Below are 15,749 nucleotides of genomic sequence, written 5' to 3' on the forward strand. Positions count from 1 at the left end.
ATGGCCAGACTGACAAAAGCGCAGCGCGAGTGGCGGCCCGGCATGCCCAGGAAGCGGCGTTCCACCAAGGTCATGTTCGCCTCCACCGTGCTGCTGCTCGAAGCGTTTGTCATGTTCTTTGCCACGCTGGTGGTGTTTGGGCTGCGCCGCGGGGAATTCCCGCCCGCCCTGATCCTCGGCGTCGGCATTGCCCTCAGCGTGGTCATGGTCTTCGCCTGCGCGGTCCTCAACAAGCCCTGGGGCATCGGCCTTGGATGGGTCCTGCAGATCGTCCTGATCCTGACCGGCATTTTCGAGCCGGCCATGTTCCTGGTGGGCGCCCTCTTTGCGGTGGCCTGGTGGTACGGCATCCGCACCGGCATCCGGCTGGACCGGGAAGCCGCCCAGCGCGCCCGCGAACAGGCCGAATGGGAAGCCACGCACCCCGACCAGGCCGCGGGTCCCGCCCAACCGCAGACCCCGTAAGCCAGCCCCCGTAGACTTGTCCCGAAACCCCACCAACGCATTGGAGCAGTTGTGACCACTGAGCGCACCCTCGTCCTGATCAAGCCCGACGGCGTCGCCCGTAACCTGACCGGGGCCATCCTGGCCCGCATCGAAGCCAAGGGCTACAGCCTTGTTGAGCTGAAGAAGGTTGACGCCACCCGTGAGCTCCTGGAGCAGCACTACGAGGAGCACGTGGGCAAGCCGTTCTACGAGCCCCTGGTGGAATTCATGCTCAGCGGCCCCGTGGTGGCGGCCATTTTCGAAGGCCACCGTGTCATCGAAGGCTTCCGCTCCCTGGCGGGCACCACGGACCCCACGACGGCGGCCCCCGGCACCATCCGCGGCGACTTCGGCCGGGACTGGGGCCTGAAGGTGCAGCAGAACCTGGTCCACGGCTCCGACTCGACTGAGTCAGCCGACCGGGAGATCAAGATCTGGTTCCAGGGCTGAGCGGCCCCGGAACAGCAAGAAGCCCTTGGTTCTTCGGAACCAAGGGCTTCTGTCGTCTGCGGCCTAAAAGCCCGAGGTACCCGCGAACACCTGGATGAACGCGAAGAAGATGGTGGCGATGACGGCAACATACAGCAGCGCCGTGATGATCCAGCCGGAATCGCCAAGGATGCGGGTTGCCCGGGCGGGCAGGGGGATGACGCCGGCCGTGATGTTCCGGATGGTGGTCCACACGAAGAGCGGGATCATGGCCGCCCAGACGATCATGCAGAACGGGCACAGGATGTGGATGGAGTACAGGGCCTGGGACCACAGCCAGACGACGAACGCGAAGCCGAGTGTGACTCCTGCCTGCAGCCCGAGCCAGTACCAGCGGGCAAAGGTCGCTCCGGACAGCAGGGCCATGCCCACCGTGATGGTGATGGCGAAGGCCACGATGCCGATAAACATGTTGGGGAAGCCGAAGAGGGAACTTTGCCAGGTCTGCATGACCTGACCGCAGGAGATCCACGGATTCACGTCGCACACGGTGGTGTGGTTGGGGTCCTTGAGTACCTCGAGTTTTTCCAGGACCAGGGTTCCGGAAGCGAGCCAGCCGACGATTCCGGTGATGACCAGCAACCAACCAAAGGGCCGGTTACGCGCCATCCGCGGAAGGCTTCCCGCGGCGCTGGTCTGCGGCTCGGCGGCCCGTTCCTGCTGGTGGGCGCTGACGGGAGAGATGCTGGGCATGGGTATGGCGTCCTTTTCGTCCGGTGCTCCTGTGCCTGATTGTAACGCCGCCGGCTGGAGCCCCCACACAGGCAAAGGAACAGCAACGCCCGCTTCCGCTGCGATCCGGCGCGGGTATGAGAGAATGAACATGGCTGGAAGCCGATCCACATTCGGACTCCGGTCCGGTGGTTTGTTCCCAAGACCGCCAATGATGAGCAGGGCAGGCTTCGGATTCTTCCGGCACACCCGCGACTCCATTGGGCGGCACCTGGTTGTAGCACGCAGAACAACGGGTTTTCAGAACATCCGCCGGCTCCCACGGGCTGCCGCACCCCAACGACGGTGCGAACCTGGGAGTATCCACTTGACTTCTGTCAATGCCTGCGGGTGTTGACAATATGTGCCCCAATGGGTGCCGGATGTGGCGGTACGTCAGGGGCAGGAGTGTTGCCACATATGGAGAATGACCAGGAACTCGCCGTTAACGATGAAGCAGCGGCTGCCGCGCCCAAGAGGGCACCGCGGACCCGCCGCAAGGCGGCACCCAAAACCGGGCATGCCCCTGCGGATGCCGTGACCAGCGCACCGGATGCCGATTCGGCCCCCGGTGGAGACCCGGCCGGTCAAGAAACCGCGGTTGAAGCAACCACTGTGGACGCAACCGCTGCCGAAGAAGCCGGCACTGCGCAGAAGGCGCCCGCCCGGCGCACCCGGGCCCGGAAGAAGGCCGACACCGCGGAACCCCTGCCTGCCTTCGCCGCTGACGCGGAGCGTGCTGCCGAAGTGGCGACCGTTGACGCGCCGGCCGCAGTTCCGGACCCCGGCGCCGACGGCCCTGCCGTTCCTGCCCAGGAGGCAACGGCAGATCCCGAAACCAAGCCGGTCCGCCGCCGTCGGGTAGCCACCCGCAAGGCTGCCTCTCCAGCCGCCGCCCCCGCAGCCGACTCCGCGGGAACGGCTGGTGAAACACCTGCCGCCGCAGCCCCGGAGGCAGTGCTGCCGGAGGCCGCTGACCAGATCGCGGAACAGGACGTGGAGCAGGCGAACGTGCCCGCCGGGCAGGAAGCCGTTCCTGCAACGGAAGGGGCCCCGGCACCGGAGCAGCCCACGGAAGCGCCGGCAGTGGAAGACGGCGAGGCCGCCGCTGCCGCCAGCCCCTTCGGCTCGCTGTTCCTGGAACCCGCTTCCCCCACCTCAGTACTCTTCCAGGCCCCGGACCTCAGCACCGTAGTCCGGCCCGCAGCGCCGGCCGCCGCGGAGCCTGAGGAAGAAGAATCCGAAGACGCCGAGGATTCCTCCAGCCGCCGCCGTCGCCGCAGCCGTGGCCGCAGGGGCCGCAGCCGCATCGGTGGTACGGCGGAGGAGGACAACGAGGACAGCGGTTCCGATGCTGAGGACGAGTCCGACGAGGACAACGCAGGCCAGGTGGAAGACGGCGTGACGTCCCGCCGCCGCCGTCGCCGCCGCCGCGGTGACCAGGACCTTGAGCTGACCGGTGGGGAAGACGACGATCCGCCCAACACGGTGACGAGGGTCCGTGCGCCGCGCGCGGTCAGTGAAGCGCCGGTCAACAACCGGGTCACCAGCGTCAAGGGCTCCACCCGCCTTGAGGCCAAGAAGCAGCGCCGCCGCGAATCCCGCGACACCGGCCGCCGCCGCACGGTGATCACCGAAGCCGAGTTCCTGGCCCGCCGCGAATCCGTGGACCGCCAGATGATCGTGCGCCAGCGCGATGACAGAATCCAGATCGGCGTCCTCGAAGACGGCGTCCTGGCAGAGCACTTCGTGTCCAAGACCCAGCAGGATTCCTTGATCGGCAACGTGTACCTGGGCAAGGTCCAGAACGTGCTGCCATCCATGGAAGCGGCGTTCGTGGACATCGGGCGCGGCCGCAATGCCGTCCTGTACGCCGGCGAGGTCAACTGGGAAGCCGTCAACCTTGAGGGCAAGCAGCGGCGCATTGAGAACGCGCTCAAGTCCGGCGACACCGTGCTGGTCCAGGTCACCAAGGACCCGGTGGGCCACAAGGGTGCCCGCCTCACCAGCCAGATCTCGCTGCCCGGCCGCTACCTGGTGTACGTCCCCGGCGGTTCCATGACGGGCATCTCCCGGAAGCTGCCCGACGTCGAACGCAACCGGCTCAAGCGCATCCTCAAGGACCGCCTTCCCGAGCACGCCGGCGTCATTGTCCGCACCGCCGCCGAGGGCGCTTCCGAGGAAGAGCTCACGCACGACATCAACCGGCTGCGCGCCCAGTGGGAAGGCATCGAAAGCCAGTCCACCTCCACCAAGATCCTGGCCCCCGAGCTCCTCTACGGCGAACCCGACCTGACCATCAAGGTGGTCCGTGACGTCTTCAACGAGGACTTCTCCAAGCTCATCGTTTCCGGCGAGGAGGCCTGGGACACCATCGAGGCCTACGTCACCTACGTGGCGCCGGACCTTGTGGGCCGGCTCGAGAAGTGGACCAAGGACCAGGACATCTTCTCCGCCTGGCGAATCGACGAACAGATCCACAAAGCCCTCGAACGGAAGGTCTTCCTGCCCTCCGGCGGCTCCCTGGTGATCGACCGCACCGAGGCCATGACCGTGGTGGACGTCAACACGGGCAAGTTCACCGGCAGCGGCGGCAACCTCGAGGAAACCGTCACCAAGAACAACCTCGAAGCGGCCGAGGAAGTGGTGCGCCAGCTGCGGCTGCGCGACATCGGCGGCATCATCGTGATCGACTTCATCGACATGGTGCTCGAATCCAACCGCGACCTGGTCCTGCGCCGCCTGGTTGAGTGCCTGGGCCGCGACCGGACCAAGCACCAGGTTGCCGAAGTGACCTCACTCGGACTGGTCCAGATGACGCGCAAGCGCATGGGCACCGGCCTGCTGGAGGTGTTCGGCGAGCAGTGCGAGGCCTGCGCCGGCCGGGGCGTCGTGACCCACGACGACCCCGTGGAGCACCGCCGGGCCAACACGGTGGCGGCCGAGCACCACGTCCAGCGCACCGACAACCGGCCCGAAACCCGTGCGGAGGCCCGCCCGGAAGCGCAGCGGAACGACGCCCAGCCCGGCGTCCGGTCCGAACGCAAGCGGCGGCGGGGACGCGGCGGCCAGCAGCCCGAGGCTGCCCCGGCACCTGCCGTCCATGTCCACACCGTCCAGCCGGACCCGTCCGACGCCGAGCGGCACGCCAAGGCGGAGGCAACCAGGCTTGCCCTGGCGAACATCGCCGCTGCCGCCCATGCGGCCCACCTGCACGACGACGAGGTAGCGGCTGCCCGGCAGGTGCCGGCCGCGGAGCCTGCGCAGGTACCCGTTGAGGAGAAGCACGACGCCGATGCCCCGGCACGTCCCGCAGCCGTCCTCACGTTCGGCGGCGAGGAAGTCCCGCTTCCGTTCGTGGAGCACGCCGGGGAACAGCATCCGAAGCCTGCCCTGACGCTGGACCGGCTTGCGGAAGCATTCGCACACCTGGGCCAGCCGGCTTCCCCTGTGGGGCATGCGCCTGCCAATCAGGCAGAGGCTCTGCAGGCAGCAGAAGAGGCAGCACCGGAGCAGCCGGCCGGCGCAGGGGCGGCGGGAGCCCGCGCCGGTGCCGCTCCTGAGGCGTCCCCTGAAAAGGACTATTCGGACCACACGCTGGAGCAGTCCCGGCAGCGCCGCCCCCGGCGCCACCGGGCCGCCAGCCGTGCCCAGGGTGCCGCCAACGAGACCGCCGTCCAGCACCATGAAAACGTCCAGGCTGATGCCGGTGGGCACTCGCACGCAGCGAAGGCCCCCGAACCCGCGAAGGACCAGCCGGAACCGCGGAAGGCGGCCGAGGAACCCATCATCCTCGGCGTCGGGGTGCCTGCCTCGGAACTCTAGGCACAGGAGCTTCCAGCCAGGAATCCCCGTCCTGCGCATCGGTCCACCCGGATTACCGGGGGTACCGTGCGGGGCGGGGATTCCTGCCGTTGCGGGATGGCCCATTTTTGCGGCGGCCGTTGTTACCTTTTTCCGGGTGCGGCGCACGGGCTAGGGTAGGAACCGACACGGGGTGCCGCGCAGCAGGCCGGCTGAGATCCAGACCCGTTGAACCTGTCCGGCTAGTACCGGCGAAGGGATGTCTCTTGTCTTCGACCCTTTCCATGCCCCTGCCAGCTTCCTCCGCCGCCGGCACCGGGCTGCCAACCGGCCGGGAAGTCCCGCGGGTCCTGTCCATCGCCGGCTCCGACCCGTCCGGGGGCGCAGGCATCCAGGCCGACCTGAAAAGCATTGCCGCCCACGGCGGTTACGGCATGGCTGCCATCACGGCGCTGACGGCGCAGAACACGTGCGGTGTACAGGCAGTCCACGTTCCTCCCGCAGCCTTCCTGGCACAGCAGCTGGACGCGGTCAGCGATGATATCTCCATTGACGCCGTCAAGATCGGCATGCTGGGGGACGAGGCCGTGATCCGCACTGTCCGGCACTGGCTGGAGAAGGTCCGTCCCGCCGTCGTTGTCCTGGACCCGGTGATGGTGGCCACCAGCGGCGACCGGCTGCTGAAAGAGTCCGCCGAGGCCGCCCTCCGGGACATCTTGCCCCTGGCCCACCTCATTACGCCCAACCTGCCGGAGCTTGCCATGCTGGTGGGCGCGGATCCAGCAGACAGCTGGGCGGCAGCGCTGGAGCAGGGGAGGCGCCTGGCGGATGCCACCGGCGCCACCATCCTTGTCAAGGGCGGGCACCTGGCGGGTGCGGACTGCCCGGATGCGCTGGTCAATACGGCAGGCCTCCTGCCAGGGGAAGTGGTGGAGGTGCAGGGAAACCGCATCGACACGCGCAACAGCCACGGCACCGGCTGTTCCCTGTCCTCCGCGATAGCCACCGTCCAGGCACGCCTTGGCGACTGGGAGGCATCGCTCCGAACGGTCAAGCCATGGCTTGCCGGCGCCCTTGAGAAGTCGGAGCAGCTTGAAGTGGGCCGGGGAAACGGCCCCGTGCACCATTTCCACCACGTGCGGCCGGCCCTCGCGGAAGGCGCTTTCGCTGCCCGGCTGTGGACGGAAGCCCAGCAGGACCTGGCCGACATCTACGCCCTGGACTTCATCCACGGCCTGGCCACCGGGGACCTGGCCGAGAAGGATTTCGCCTACTACCTGGCGCAGGATGCCCTGTACCTGAACGGCTACTCCCGGGTCCTTGCCCGGGCGAGTGCCCTGGCCCCGTCAGAAGGGGAGCAGCTGTTCTGGGCCGGATCATCGCAGCAATGCCTGGAAGTGGAGTCGGAGCTGCACCGCTCGTGGCTCAGCACCCGCCCCGCCCAGGGCGGACTCGGCCCCGTCACCAAGGCCTACGTGGACCACCTCACCGCAGCATCGGCGTCGGGAAGCTACGCCGTCCTGGCCGCCGCCGTCCTGCCCTGCTTCTGGCTTTACGCCGAAGTCGGGGAAAAGCTGCACGCCCGGTTCCTTGCCTCGGGAGAGCCGGGCGGCCACGCCTACGCAGCATGGCTCCGGACCTACGCGGACGAGGGCTTCGCCGAGGCCACCCGCCGCGCCATCGCCATCGTGGACGCAGCAGGGCGGAGGGCCTCCGACCACGAACGCGCGGCGATGGTGACTGCGTTCAAGCAGTCCTGCCGCCTGGAAGTGGAATTCTTCGACGCGCCGAGGTTGCATTCCTGAACCCTGTGGGCAGCGCCGCCGCTATGATGGAGTCCATGGTTGCGGTGCTGCCTGTCGGAGTGTGGTTACTACCACACCCGGGCCGCCGGAACCAGCCTCATTTGCGGCCGTAGATGGATTTAGCGTATTCTGGATCTTCGGTGCTTACGCCAACACTTGGGTTATGACCCCACGGCGTTGAGGCACAGCGCGAACCCTGGCTTTTTTGAGTCGGTTCCGCACGCAAATTTTGTAATAAACGTCGAGAGAAGTGAGTTCCCAAGTGGTGTACGCGATTGTCCGCGCAGGCGGCCGCCAAGAGAAGGTTTCCGTTGGAGACTTCGTTACCCTGAACCGCGTCGCCGGTGGAGCCGGCAGCACCATTGAGCTGCCCGCACTGCTCCTGGTTGATGGTGACAAGGTCACCTCCGCCGCCGCTGACCTGGCCAAGGTAACTGTTACGGCTGAAATCCTCCAGGACCTGCGTGGTCCTAAGATTGTCATCCAGAAGTTCAAGAACAAGACCGGCTACAAGAAGCGCCAGGGTCACCGCCAGGAACTGACCAAGGTCAAGATCACCGGCATCAAGTAACCACCGGTTACTGTTCAGGTATTTCAACAGATTCCCCAGAATTTAGAGGCAGGCATTTCAGATGGCACATAAAAAGGGCGCGAGCTCCACTCGCAACGGTCGCGATTCCAACGCTCAGTACCTCGGCGTCAAGCGCTTCGGCGGCCAGGTTGTTTCCGCCGGCGAGATCATCGTCCGCCAGCGTGGCACCCACTTCCACCCCGGCGCCGGCGTTGGCCGTGGCGGTGACGACACCCTGTTCGCACTGACCCCGGGCGCCGTTGAATTCGGCACCCGCCGCGGTCGTCGCGTAGTCAACATCGTTGCTGCTGCAGCTGCAGAGTAACAACCAGTTCTGAAGCGGTGGAGCGGGCCTGAGGGTCCGCTCCACTGTTCTTTTAACAGCATTACAATCGATGTGGCGTCCCCGGGCGCCCCATAAACAGCACCTGAGGAGATCCACGTGGCCAGCTTTGTAGACCGGGTAGTACTGCATGTATCCGGCGGAACCGGCGGCCATGGTTGCGTCTCCGTCCACCGCGAGAAGTTCAAGCCACTCGGCGGTCCCGACGGCGGGAACGGCGGCAACGGCGGCGACGTGATCCTGCGCGTGGACCACCAGACCACTACGCTCCTCGACTACCACCACGCACCGCACCGGCACGCGAGCAACGGCGGTCCCGGCATGGGCGACTGGCGCGGCGGCAAGAACGGCGAGACCCTGATCCTCCCCGTTCCGGACGGCACGGTGGTCAAGACCAAGGACGGCGAAGTCCTGGCCGATCTCGTGGGGGAAGGCGCCGAGTTCGTGGCAGCCGCCGGCGGCCTGGGCGGGCTCGGCAACGCTGCCCTGTCCTCACAAAAGCGCCGCGCCCCCGGCTTCGCGCTGCTCGGCATCGAGGGGGATTCCCGGGACATCGTCCTGGAACTCAAGAGCATTGCCGACATCGCGCTGGTGGGCTTCCCGTCAGCGGGCAAGTCCAGCTTGATTGCAGCCATGTCCGCCGCCCGGCCCAAGATCGCCGACTACCCGTTCACCACCCTGGTTCCCAACCTCGGCGTGGTGCAGGCCGGCGACGTACGGTTCACCATCGCCGACGTACCCGGCCTCATCGAGGGCGCCAGTGAGGGGCGGGGCCTGGGCCACAACTTCCTCCGCCACGTCGAGCGCTGTGCGGCCCTGGTCCACGTGCTGGACTGCGGCACCCTTGAATCGGACCGGGACCCGCTCACGGACCTCGCCATCATCGAGGTTGAGCTGGAGAAGTACGCCGTCGACATGAGCTATGCCGGCCAGGACGGTGAAGTGGTTCCCCTGAACCACCGCCCACGGCTGGTCGCGCTGAACAAGGTGGACCTGCCCGACGGCAAGGACATGGCGGAATTCGTGCGTCCGGAACTCGAGTCGCGCGGCTACCGTGTGTTCGAAGTATCCGCCACCAGCCATGAGGGCCTGCGCCAGCTCGGTTTCGCCATGGCGGAGATCGTCAAGGCAGCCCGGGATGCGGTGGCTGCCGCACCGCCCAAGGTGCAGCCCGCGGTGCTGCGGCCGCGTGCAGTCAACGAAGCCGGGTTCAAGATCCGCCGCGAGGAAAAGAACCTGGAACCGCTGTTCCGCGTCCTGGGCGAAAAGCCCGTGCGCTGGGTCAAGCAGACCGACTTCACCAACGAAGAGGCCATCGGCTACCTGGCGGACCGGCTCGCCCGGCTCGGTGTTGAAACCGAACTGTTCAAGCAGGGCGCCAAGCCCGGTGACACCGTGGTCATTGGCGAGGACGACGGCGTGGTGTTCGACTGGGAGCCCACCATGATGGCAGGGGCTGAGCTCCTGGCGTCGCCGCGCGGCACCGACGTCCGGTTCGCCGATATCGGCGACCGCCCCACCCGCAGCCAGAAGCGCGAAGAGCAGCAGGAGCGCCGCGACGCCAAGGCTGCCGCCCGGGCGGAGCTCGAGGCAGAGCGGAAAGCCGGGATCTGGACCGAGTCCGTCAGCGGCCGCCGTGCCGCCCAGCCCGTCAAGGAAAGCGGACTGGAAGCGGACGATGACCTCTAGGGGCATGACTGCAGTACCCGCCGTGCCCGCGGGGGACAGGAGCGCGCTGGCCGGGGCCCGCCGGATCGTGGTCAAGGTAGGCTCCTCGTCGCTGACCAGCATCAAGGGCGGCATCTCGGAGGAATCACTGACCGCCCTCGCTGACGCCCTGGCGGCCAAGCGCAATGCGGGCGCCGAGATCATCCTGGTGTCCTCGGGCGCCATCGCCGCAGGCCTGGCGCCGCTTGGTCTGGCCAAACGGCCCCGCGACCTGGCCACCCAGCAGGCCGCTGCCAGCGTGGGCCAGGGGCTCCTGATGGCCCGGTACACCCAGGCCTTCGGTGCCCATGGGGTCACCGTCAGCCAGGTCCTGCTGACCGCCGAGGACCTGATGCGCCGCAGCCAGCACACCAACGCCCTCCGCGCCATGGACCGGCTGCTGAACCTTGGGGTAGTCCCGGTGGTCAACGAAAACGACACCGTGGCCACCCATGAGATCCGCTTCGGCGACAACGACCGGCTGGCCGCCCTGGTGGCCCACCTGGTGCGCGCCGACGCACTCGTGCTGCTGTCCGACGTCGACTCCCTCTATGACGGCCCACCTTCCCAGGGTGCCAGGCGAATCCCGCTGGTCACCGGCGCCCACGACCTCGAGGGCGTATCCATTGGCAAGGCGGGCAAGGCGGGCGTGGGCACCGGGGGCATGATGACCAAAGTGGAGGCCGCCGGCATGGCGGCAGGATCGGGAATCCACGCCTTGGTGACGTCCACACCCAATGCCGCAGCGGCCTTGAACGGCGAGGACGTGGGCACGTGGTTCGCCGTCAACGGCTCCCGCAAACCGGTCCGCCTCCTGTGGCTGGCGCACGTTGCGTCGGTCCAGGGCCGGCTGGTCCTGGACGAGGGGGCAGTCCGCGCTGTGCGGCACCACCGCACGTCCCTGCTGCCGGCTGGCATCTCCGCCGTGCATGGCGAATTTGAAGCCGGCGACGCCGTTGAGCTGGCCGGAGCCGACGGCACCATTATTGCCCGCGGCCTGGTGAACTACTCCTCCGAGGAGCTGCCGCGGATGCTGGGACGGTCAACGCATGAGCTGGGGGAGGAAATGGGCAGCGGCTACAACCGTGAAGTTGTTCATGTTGATGACCTGGTGCTGGTCTGAGCTGCCTCCTCGCCTAAACTTGGATCATGACTGACGCCCTGATCCACGCTGCTGAACATTCCGGAACCACCGCTGCGCAGGAGCAGCCGGTTCCCGCAGCAGAACCGGAATCGGCCGAGGCACCCTTGTCCGCTGCCGGGGTGGAGTCGGCCGTCCACGCCATCACCGACCGCGCCCGCCTGGCCGCCCGTCGAATGGCCACCGCCAACCGGGCCTGGAAAGACCGTGCCCTCCGTGCCGTGGGCGCCGCCCTGCAGGAGAATGTCCCGGCCATCCTCGCTGCCAACGCCATGGATGTGCAGCGGGGCAAGGCCAACGGGACCTCCGCTGCCCTCCTGGACCGGCTCACCCTCACCGAATCCCGCGTCGCCGGGCTGGTGGCGGCCCTGGAAAACCTGGCCGGCCTTCCGGACCCCGTGGGCAACGTGGTGCGCGGGCAGACCCTCCCCAACGGGCTGCGCCTCCGCCAGGTCAATGTGCCCATGGGGGTGGTTGCTGCCATCTACGAGGCACGGCCCAATGTCACTGTTGACATAGCAGGACTTGCCCTCAAGAGTGGCAACGCCGTCATCCTCCGCGGCGGCAGCGCGGCAGAAGCCACCAACCAGGTGCTGGTCCGGATCCTCCGCGAAGCCCTGGAATCCGTTGGCCTGCCGGCTGACGCAGTCCAGACCGTGGACCAGTACGGCCGTGCAGGCGCCACCGTCCTGATGAAAGCCCGCGGAAGGGTGGATGTCCTGATTCCCCGCGGCGGCCGGGACCTGATCCAGACCGTGGTCACCAACTCCGCCGTGCCGGTCATCGAAACAGGGGAGGGAAACGTCCACATCTTCATCGATGAGTCCGCCGACGAGAACATGGCCGTGGAGATCCTGCTCAACGCCAAGACCCAGCGGCCCAGTGTCTGCAATACCGTGGAGACACTGCTGGTCCATTCCGGCTCAACGGTGCTTCCCGCCGTCGCCTCCGCCCTCCGCAGCGCCGGTGTCCGGCTCCACGTGGACGGGCGCATCAGTGCCGCACTGCCCGCCACGGTCGAAACCGAACCGGCGACGGACGCGGACTGGGAAACGGAGTACATGGACCTGGACCTGGCCGTGGCAATGGTGGACAGCCTGGACGAAGCCGTCCAGCACATCCGGACCTGGTCCACCGGCCACACCGAGGCGATCCTCACCAACAGCCTCGCCAATGCCGAGCGTTTCATCGCCGAGGTTGACTCCGCTGCGGTAATCGTCAACGCCTCCACCCGGTTCACCGACGGCGGGGAACTGGGCCTGGGTGCGGAGGTTGGCATCTCCACGCAGAAGCTGCATGCCCGCGGTCCCATGGGCCTGACCGAACTCACCACCACGAAGTGGATCGTCCAGGGCGAAGGCCAGGTCCGCGGGTAGCAACGCGGTAACATAGACCAGAACCCGGAAAGCAGCGGAAGGTTCCGCTGCCTGTAAATCCTTGAACAAGGGGAGAAAATGCTGCTCCAGCAGATTGCCACGTCCGTCGCCGCTGCAGGCGAATCAGGCCACGAGGAGCTCGCGCCCCTGTGGGCCGAGCCGTGGGTCTTCGGCGTGTCCATGTTCGGCATCCTGGTGGTGCTGATGCTCATTGCCTGGTCCTACAACAACCTGGGCAACCGGCACGCTGCCACGGATGAGCACGCGGATCCGCACCGCCAGCACCCCAACAAGCACGATCGCGGGCAGGGCCACTAACATTTCCCACAACCTGCAACGCAATGGGGCCCGGGGGAGGCTGCGGCTGGGCGTGATGGGCGGGACTTTCGATCCCATCCACCACGGCCACCTTGTGGCGGCCAGCGAAGTCGCAGCGGAGTTCGACCTTGACGAGGTGGTCTTCGTTCCCACCGGGCAGCCATGGCAGAAGTCCCATAAACAGGTCAGCGAGCCCGAACACCGCTACCTGATGACCGTCATCGCCACGGCCTCCAATCCACGCTTCACCGTCAGCCGTGTCGACGTCGACCGCCCCGGTCCCACGTACACCATCGACACCCTGCGCGACCTCAGGGCGCAGCGCCCGGACGCCGACCTGTTCTTCATCACCGGCGCGGATGCGCTGGCGCAGATCCTGTCGTGGAAGGACATCGACGAACTCTGGTCGCTCGCCCACTTCGTTGGCGTGACCCGGCCCGGGCACGTTCTGGACGGCATGGGCCGGGACGACGTCAGCCTTCTGGAAGTGCCCGCCATGGCCATCTCGTCGACGGACTGCCGCGCCCGGGTAGCCTCCAACAGCCCGGTCTGGTACCTCGTCCCGGACGGGGTGGTCCAGTACATCGCCAAGTACGGTCTGTACTCGGAGGCACCGGCAGGCGCGGATGACGCAACGTCCGAAGCACGCGAACCAGCCAGTACTGAATGAGTTCTCAATGAGTCAGGAACAGCCCCCAATCCGCAGCCGCCGGGAACTCCGGAAGGCCAGGGACGCCCAGCAGGCCACCTCGCCTGCCACGGAGCAGCGCCCACCGGCCGCTAACCGGCCGGCTGACAGCGCGCCCGCGCAGGACGGCCAGGATTCGGCGCCCGCCTCCGGTTCCGCAGGGGGAGCCGCCCCGGCAGCCCACACCCAGGCGCCGTCGGACCAGGCCGCCATGCAACGCTCCTCCCAGATCCGCGCCCGCGACCGTGCCGCACTGCGCACCATCAAGGAGCTTGAGGAAAAGGAAGGGCAGCTTGCTGCCGGCGGGCCCCCCACACGGCGCCAGCTGCGCTTGCAGCAGCTCAAGGAGCAGGCCCTGACGTCCGCCAACCCCATCGTTCCGGCGTCCCCTCCTCGTGCGGGCAAGGCGGCCACGCCAGGTACCCCCAAGCCTGCCACACCAGGCAAAGATACCGGCGGGGCAGGAGAGGGCGCGGACAATACCAACGCAATCAACCCTGCCCATGCCCCCGCCGGCGCCCCGGAGGGCATGACGGTGGAACAGGCCCTGGAAGCGCGCGCACTCATCGCCGCGCAGGCCAGGAACCAGATTGCCAAGATGGAGCACATCGCTTCCCTGGATCCGGAAGCCGTGGATCCCGAAATCCTGGCTGAGCAAATTGCGTTGGCCGAACGGGCCGCCGTCTTGAACCGCCGCGCCATGGCCCGGCAGAAACTTGCCGAGCAGGCCGGCAATCCCGCCGGCGCCCCCGGCAACGCTCCGGCGCAAAAGGACACCGCGGGCCCGTCAACGGCCAGCAACCTCGCGATGGTGACGCCCCTGGAGTTCGTCCAGGTGCCGGGCGTGGAGCGGCCGGTCATGAAACCGCCGGCCACCTCCCACGTTCCGGTGACCACACGGCCCGGTACCAAGGTGCCCGGCACGAAAGTACCGGGCGCTGGAAAACGGAGGCCCGCCGCACGGCCCAAAGCGCCAGCCCCGGATGCGGCAACCGGCCGCTCACAGGTCATCGCCCGCGCCGAGGCGGCTGCCAAAGCCGCCAGCCGTCCCAAGCCGGTTTCGCGGCCGGAAGACCAGTCGGAGGATCTTTTCGAAGACCTTCCCCGGGTTCCCGCCCGCTCCGCCTACGGGCTCGATCCCCTGGATGCCGCCACCGCCGGCCTCACCAGGGCCCGCCGGAACCGCATTCTCCAGTTCTGCATCCTCGCCTTCGGGATCCTGGCCCTCATCGCCGGGATCATCCTGATCGTCAGCGGCATGTCCCGCTGACCTGCCAGCCGGCACCAACACTTAACCAAAACAAGGAGTCTTGTGACTGCAACATCATCGTCCATCGCTATAGCCCGCACGGCCGCCAAGGCCGCCGCGGACAAGATCGCCCAGGACATCGTCGCCATGGACGTCAGCGAACGTTTGGCCCTCGCCGATGTCTTCCTCATCGCCTCGGCGCCCAGCGAACGCCAGGTCAACGCCATCGTGGACGGCATCGAGGAAGAGCTCGCCAAGCAGGACCTGCGGCCGGTGCGCCGCGAGGGCCGGTCCGGCGGCCGCTGGGTCCTGTTGGACTACGCCGACGTCGTGATCCACGTCCAGCACGAGGAGGACCGCGTGTTCTACGCCCTTGAGCGTCTCTGGAAGGATTGCCCCGTCGTCGACCTGGAGCTCGGTGATGACGCGTCAGCCAAAGCCGGCGCTGTTTCCGACAGCGAGTAGGCCACGCCTGGCGGCGAATATTCCCAATTTGGAATTTTCGGAAATGCTGTTCTAAGATATTTGAGTTGCTTCGGGGGAGACCCTGAAGATAGCTCGCAAGGGCAGCAACAATCCGGGGCTGTGGCGCAGCTGGTAGCGCACCTGCATGGCATGCAGGGGGTCAGGGGTTCGAGTCCCCTCAGCTCCACCGGAAAGTCCGCCGGAACCATGTGGTTCCGGCGGACTTTTTTGTCGCGTCAAGGCGTCGTGTTGGGGTGCCCAAACGCCTGATTACCGCCGATTGGCGTCCAGCGGAAAAGTGCATTACTCTGGTCAGGTTGCTCCGGGGAATTCCACCGGAAAACAAACGTACGGGGCTGTGGCGCAGCTGGTAGCGCACCTGCATGGCATGCAGGGGGTCAGGGGTTCGAGTCCCCTCAGCTCCACCAGTACGGAAAGGGAACCATCACCCGTGATGGTTCCCTTTTTTGTTGCCACCGGCAACCGATACTGGGCCGAAACCCTTCCGGCGCAGGTCAAAGCGCGGTACAACTGTGGTTGAGGGCACATCGTCCCGCCTCCGGACAGCTTTCATCCAAAGCGGCGGCCGCGGGACA

Annotated in this window: 14 protein-coding genes, 2 tRNA genes and 1 riboswitch; of the genes, 15 read left to right on the top strand and 1 reads right to left on the bottom strand. The window is 67.1% G+C overall.

The genetic code is table 11. From position 1 onward, the window contains the following. Complete coding sequence (locus tag J2T23_RS00305) at positions 1-465, top strand: DUF4233 domain-containing protein (protein ID WP_141161556.1); 465 nt, start codon at positions 1-3, stop codon at positions 463-465. 51 nt (positions 466-516) lie between these two features. Then, positions 517-936: a nucleoside-diphosphate kinase gene (gene ndk, locus J2T23_RS00310; protein ID WP_141160224.1), complete on the top strand. Its 420-nt coding sequence runs from the start codon at positions 517-519 to the stop codon at positions 934-936. Between the two features lie 63 nt (positions 937-999). Here ndk and J2T23_RS00315 read toward each other — a convergent pair whose 3' ends face one another. Beyond that, positions 1,000-1,668: a vitamin K epoxide reductase family protein gene (locus tag J2T23_RS00315; RefSeq protein WP_307356234.1), complete on the bottom strand. Its 669-nt coding sequence runs from the start codon at positions 1,666-1,668 to the stop codon at positions 1,000-1,002. Positions 1,669-2,106: 438 nt separating this feature from the next. Between J2T23_RS00315 and J2T23_RS00320 the strand changes: the two genes are divergently transcribed. From J2T23_RS00320 to J2T23_RS00380, 13 genes are all read left to right on the top strand, one after another. Further along, complete coding sequence (locus tag J2T23_RS00320; protein WP_307356236.1) at positions 2,107-5,511, top strand: Rne/Rng family ribonuclease; 3,405 nt, start codon at positions 2,107-2,109, stop codon at positions 5,509-5,511. 158 nt (positions 5,512-5,669) lie between these two features. Next, positions 5,670-5,767, top strand: a riboswitch (TPP riboswitch). A gap of 7 nt (positions 5,768-5,774) precedes the next feature. After that, positions 5,775-7,295 (top strand): bifunctional hydroxymethylpyrimidine kinase/phosphomethylpyrimidine kinase, encoded by a 1,521-nt coding sequence (gene thiD / locus J2T23_RS00325; RefSeq protein WP_307357098.1) that lies wholly within the window; start codon positions 5,775-5,777, stop codon positions 7,293-7,295. Between the two features lie 262 nt (positions 7,296-7,557). Next, positions 7,558-7,866: a 50S ribosomal protein L21 gene (gene rplU, locus J2T23_RS00330; protein ID WP_003803420.1), complete on the top strand. Its 309-nt coding sequence runs from the start codon at positions 7,558-7,560 to the stop codon at positions 7,864-7,866. Positions 7,867-7,927: 61 nt separating this feature from the next. After that, on the top strand, positions 7,928-8,191 hold the full coding sequence (rpmA, locus tag J2T23_RS00335; protein WP_009372867.1) for a 50S ribosomal protein L27: 264 nt from the start codon (positions 7,928-7,930) through the stop codon (positions 8,189-8,191). A 117-nt stretch (positions 8,192-8,308) separates the two neighbouring features. Then, a complete protein-coding gene (obgE, locus tag J2T23_RS00340) occupies positions 8,309-9,898 on the top strand; it encodes a GTPase ObgE (RefSeq protein WP_307356240.1) in 1,590 nt (529 codons plus the stop codon). Between the two features lie 4 nt (positions 9,899-9,902). After that, a complete protein-coding gene (proB, locus tag J2T23_RS00345) occupies positions 9,903-11,039 on the top strand; it encodes a glutamate 5-kinase (protein ID WP_210418933.1) in 1,137 nt (378 codons plus the stop codon). 26 nt (positions 11,040-11,065) lie between these two features. After that, positions 11,066-12,433, top strand: coding sequence for a glutamate-5-semialdehyde dehydrogenase (locus tag J2T23_RS00350; RefSeq protein WP_307356247.1), 1,368 nt, complete (start codon positions 11,066-11,068; stop codon positions 12,431-12,433). A 78-nt stretch (positions 12,434-12,511) separates the two neighbouring features. After that, a complete protein-coding gene (locus J2T23_RS00355; protein ID WP_141160230.1) occupies positions 12,512-12,751 on the top strand; it encodes a hypothetical protein in 240 nt (79 codons plus the stop codon). Continuing rightward, on the top strand, positions 12,690-13,421 hold the full coding sequence (gene nadD / locus J2T23_RS00360; protein WP_370871438.1) for a nicotinate-nucleotide adenylyltransferase: 732 nt from the start codon (positions 12,690-12,692) through the stop codon (positions 13,419-13,421). Before J2T23_RS00355 ends, nadD begins: the two co-directional genes overlap by 62 nt. Positions 13,422-13,428: 7 nt before the next feature. Further along, complete coding sequence (locus tag J2T23_RS00365; protein ID WP_307356251.1) at positions 13,429-14,709, top strand: hypothetical protein; 1,281 nt, start codon at positions 13,429-13,431, stop codon at positions 14,707-14,709. Between the two features lie 42 nt (positions 14,710-14,751). Beyond that, positions 14,752-15,153 (top strand): ribosome silencing factor, encoded by a 402-nt coding sequence (gene rsfS / locus J2T23_RS00370; protein ID WP_141160232.1) that lies wholly within the window; start codon positions 14,752-14,754, stop codon positions 15,151-15,153. Between the two features lie 114 nt (positions 15,154-15,267). After that, positions 15,268-15,340, top strand: a tRNA-Ala gene (locus tag J2T23_RS00375). Positions 15,341-15,505: 165 nt separating this feature from the next. Beyond that, a tRNA-Ala gene (locus J2T23_RS00380) sits at positions 15,506-15,581 on the top strand. Positions 15,582-15,749 lie beyond the last annotated feature (168 nt).

This window comes from Pseudarthrobacter niigatensis (assembly GCF_030812615.1).
GTDB lineage: Bacteria > Actinomycetota > Actinomycetes > Actinomycetales > Micrococcaceae > Arthrobacter > Arthrobacter niigatensis.

What these genes read in the sequence shown, in the direction of transcription:
- J2T23_RS00305 (WP_141161556.1), top strand. Translation starts at nt 1, where the DNA reads ATGGCCAGACTGACAAAAGCGCAGCGCGAGTGGCGGCCCGGCATGCCC.
- proB (WP_210418933.1), top strand. Translation starts at nt 9,903, where the DNA reads ATGACTGCAGTACCCGCCGTGCCCGCGGGGGACAGGAGCGCGCTGGCC.
- J2T23_RS00355 (WP_141160230.1), top strand. Translation starts at nt 12,512, where the DNA reads ATGCTGCTCCAGCAGATTGCCACGTCCGTCGCCGCTGCAGGCGAATCA.
- J2T23_RS00365 (WP_307356251.1), top strand. Translation starts at nt 13,429, where the DNA reads ATGAGTCAGGAACAGCCCCCAATCCGCAGCCGCCGGGAACTCCGGAAG.
- thiD (WP_307357098.1), top strand. Translation starts at nt 5,775, where the DNA reads ATGCCCCTGCCAGCTTCCTCCGCCGCCGGCACCGGGCTGCCAACCGGC.
- J2T23_RS00350 (WP_307356247.1), top strand. Translation starts at nt 11,066, where the DNA reads ATGACTGACGCCCTGATCCACGCTGCTGAACATTCCGGAACCACCGCT.
- rpmA (WP_009372867.1), top strand. Translation starts at nt 7,928, where the DNA reads ATGGCACATAAAAAGGGCGCGAGCTCCACTCGCAACGGTCGCGATTCC.
- J2T23_RS00320 (WP_307356236.1), top strand. Translation starts at nt 2,107, where the DNA reads ATGGAGAATGACCAGGAACTCGCCGTTAACGATGAAGCAGCGGCTGCC.
- nadD (WP_370871438.1), top strand. Translation starts at nt 12,690, where the DNA reads ATGAGCACGCGGATCCGCACCGCCAGCACCCCAACAAGCACGATCGCG.
- J2T23_RS00315 (WP_307356234.1), bottom strand. Translation starts at nt 1,668, where the DNA reads ATGCCCAGCATCTCTCCCGTCAGCGCCCACCAGCAGGAACGGGCCGCC.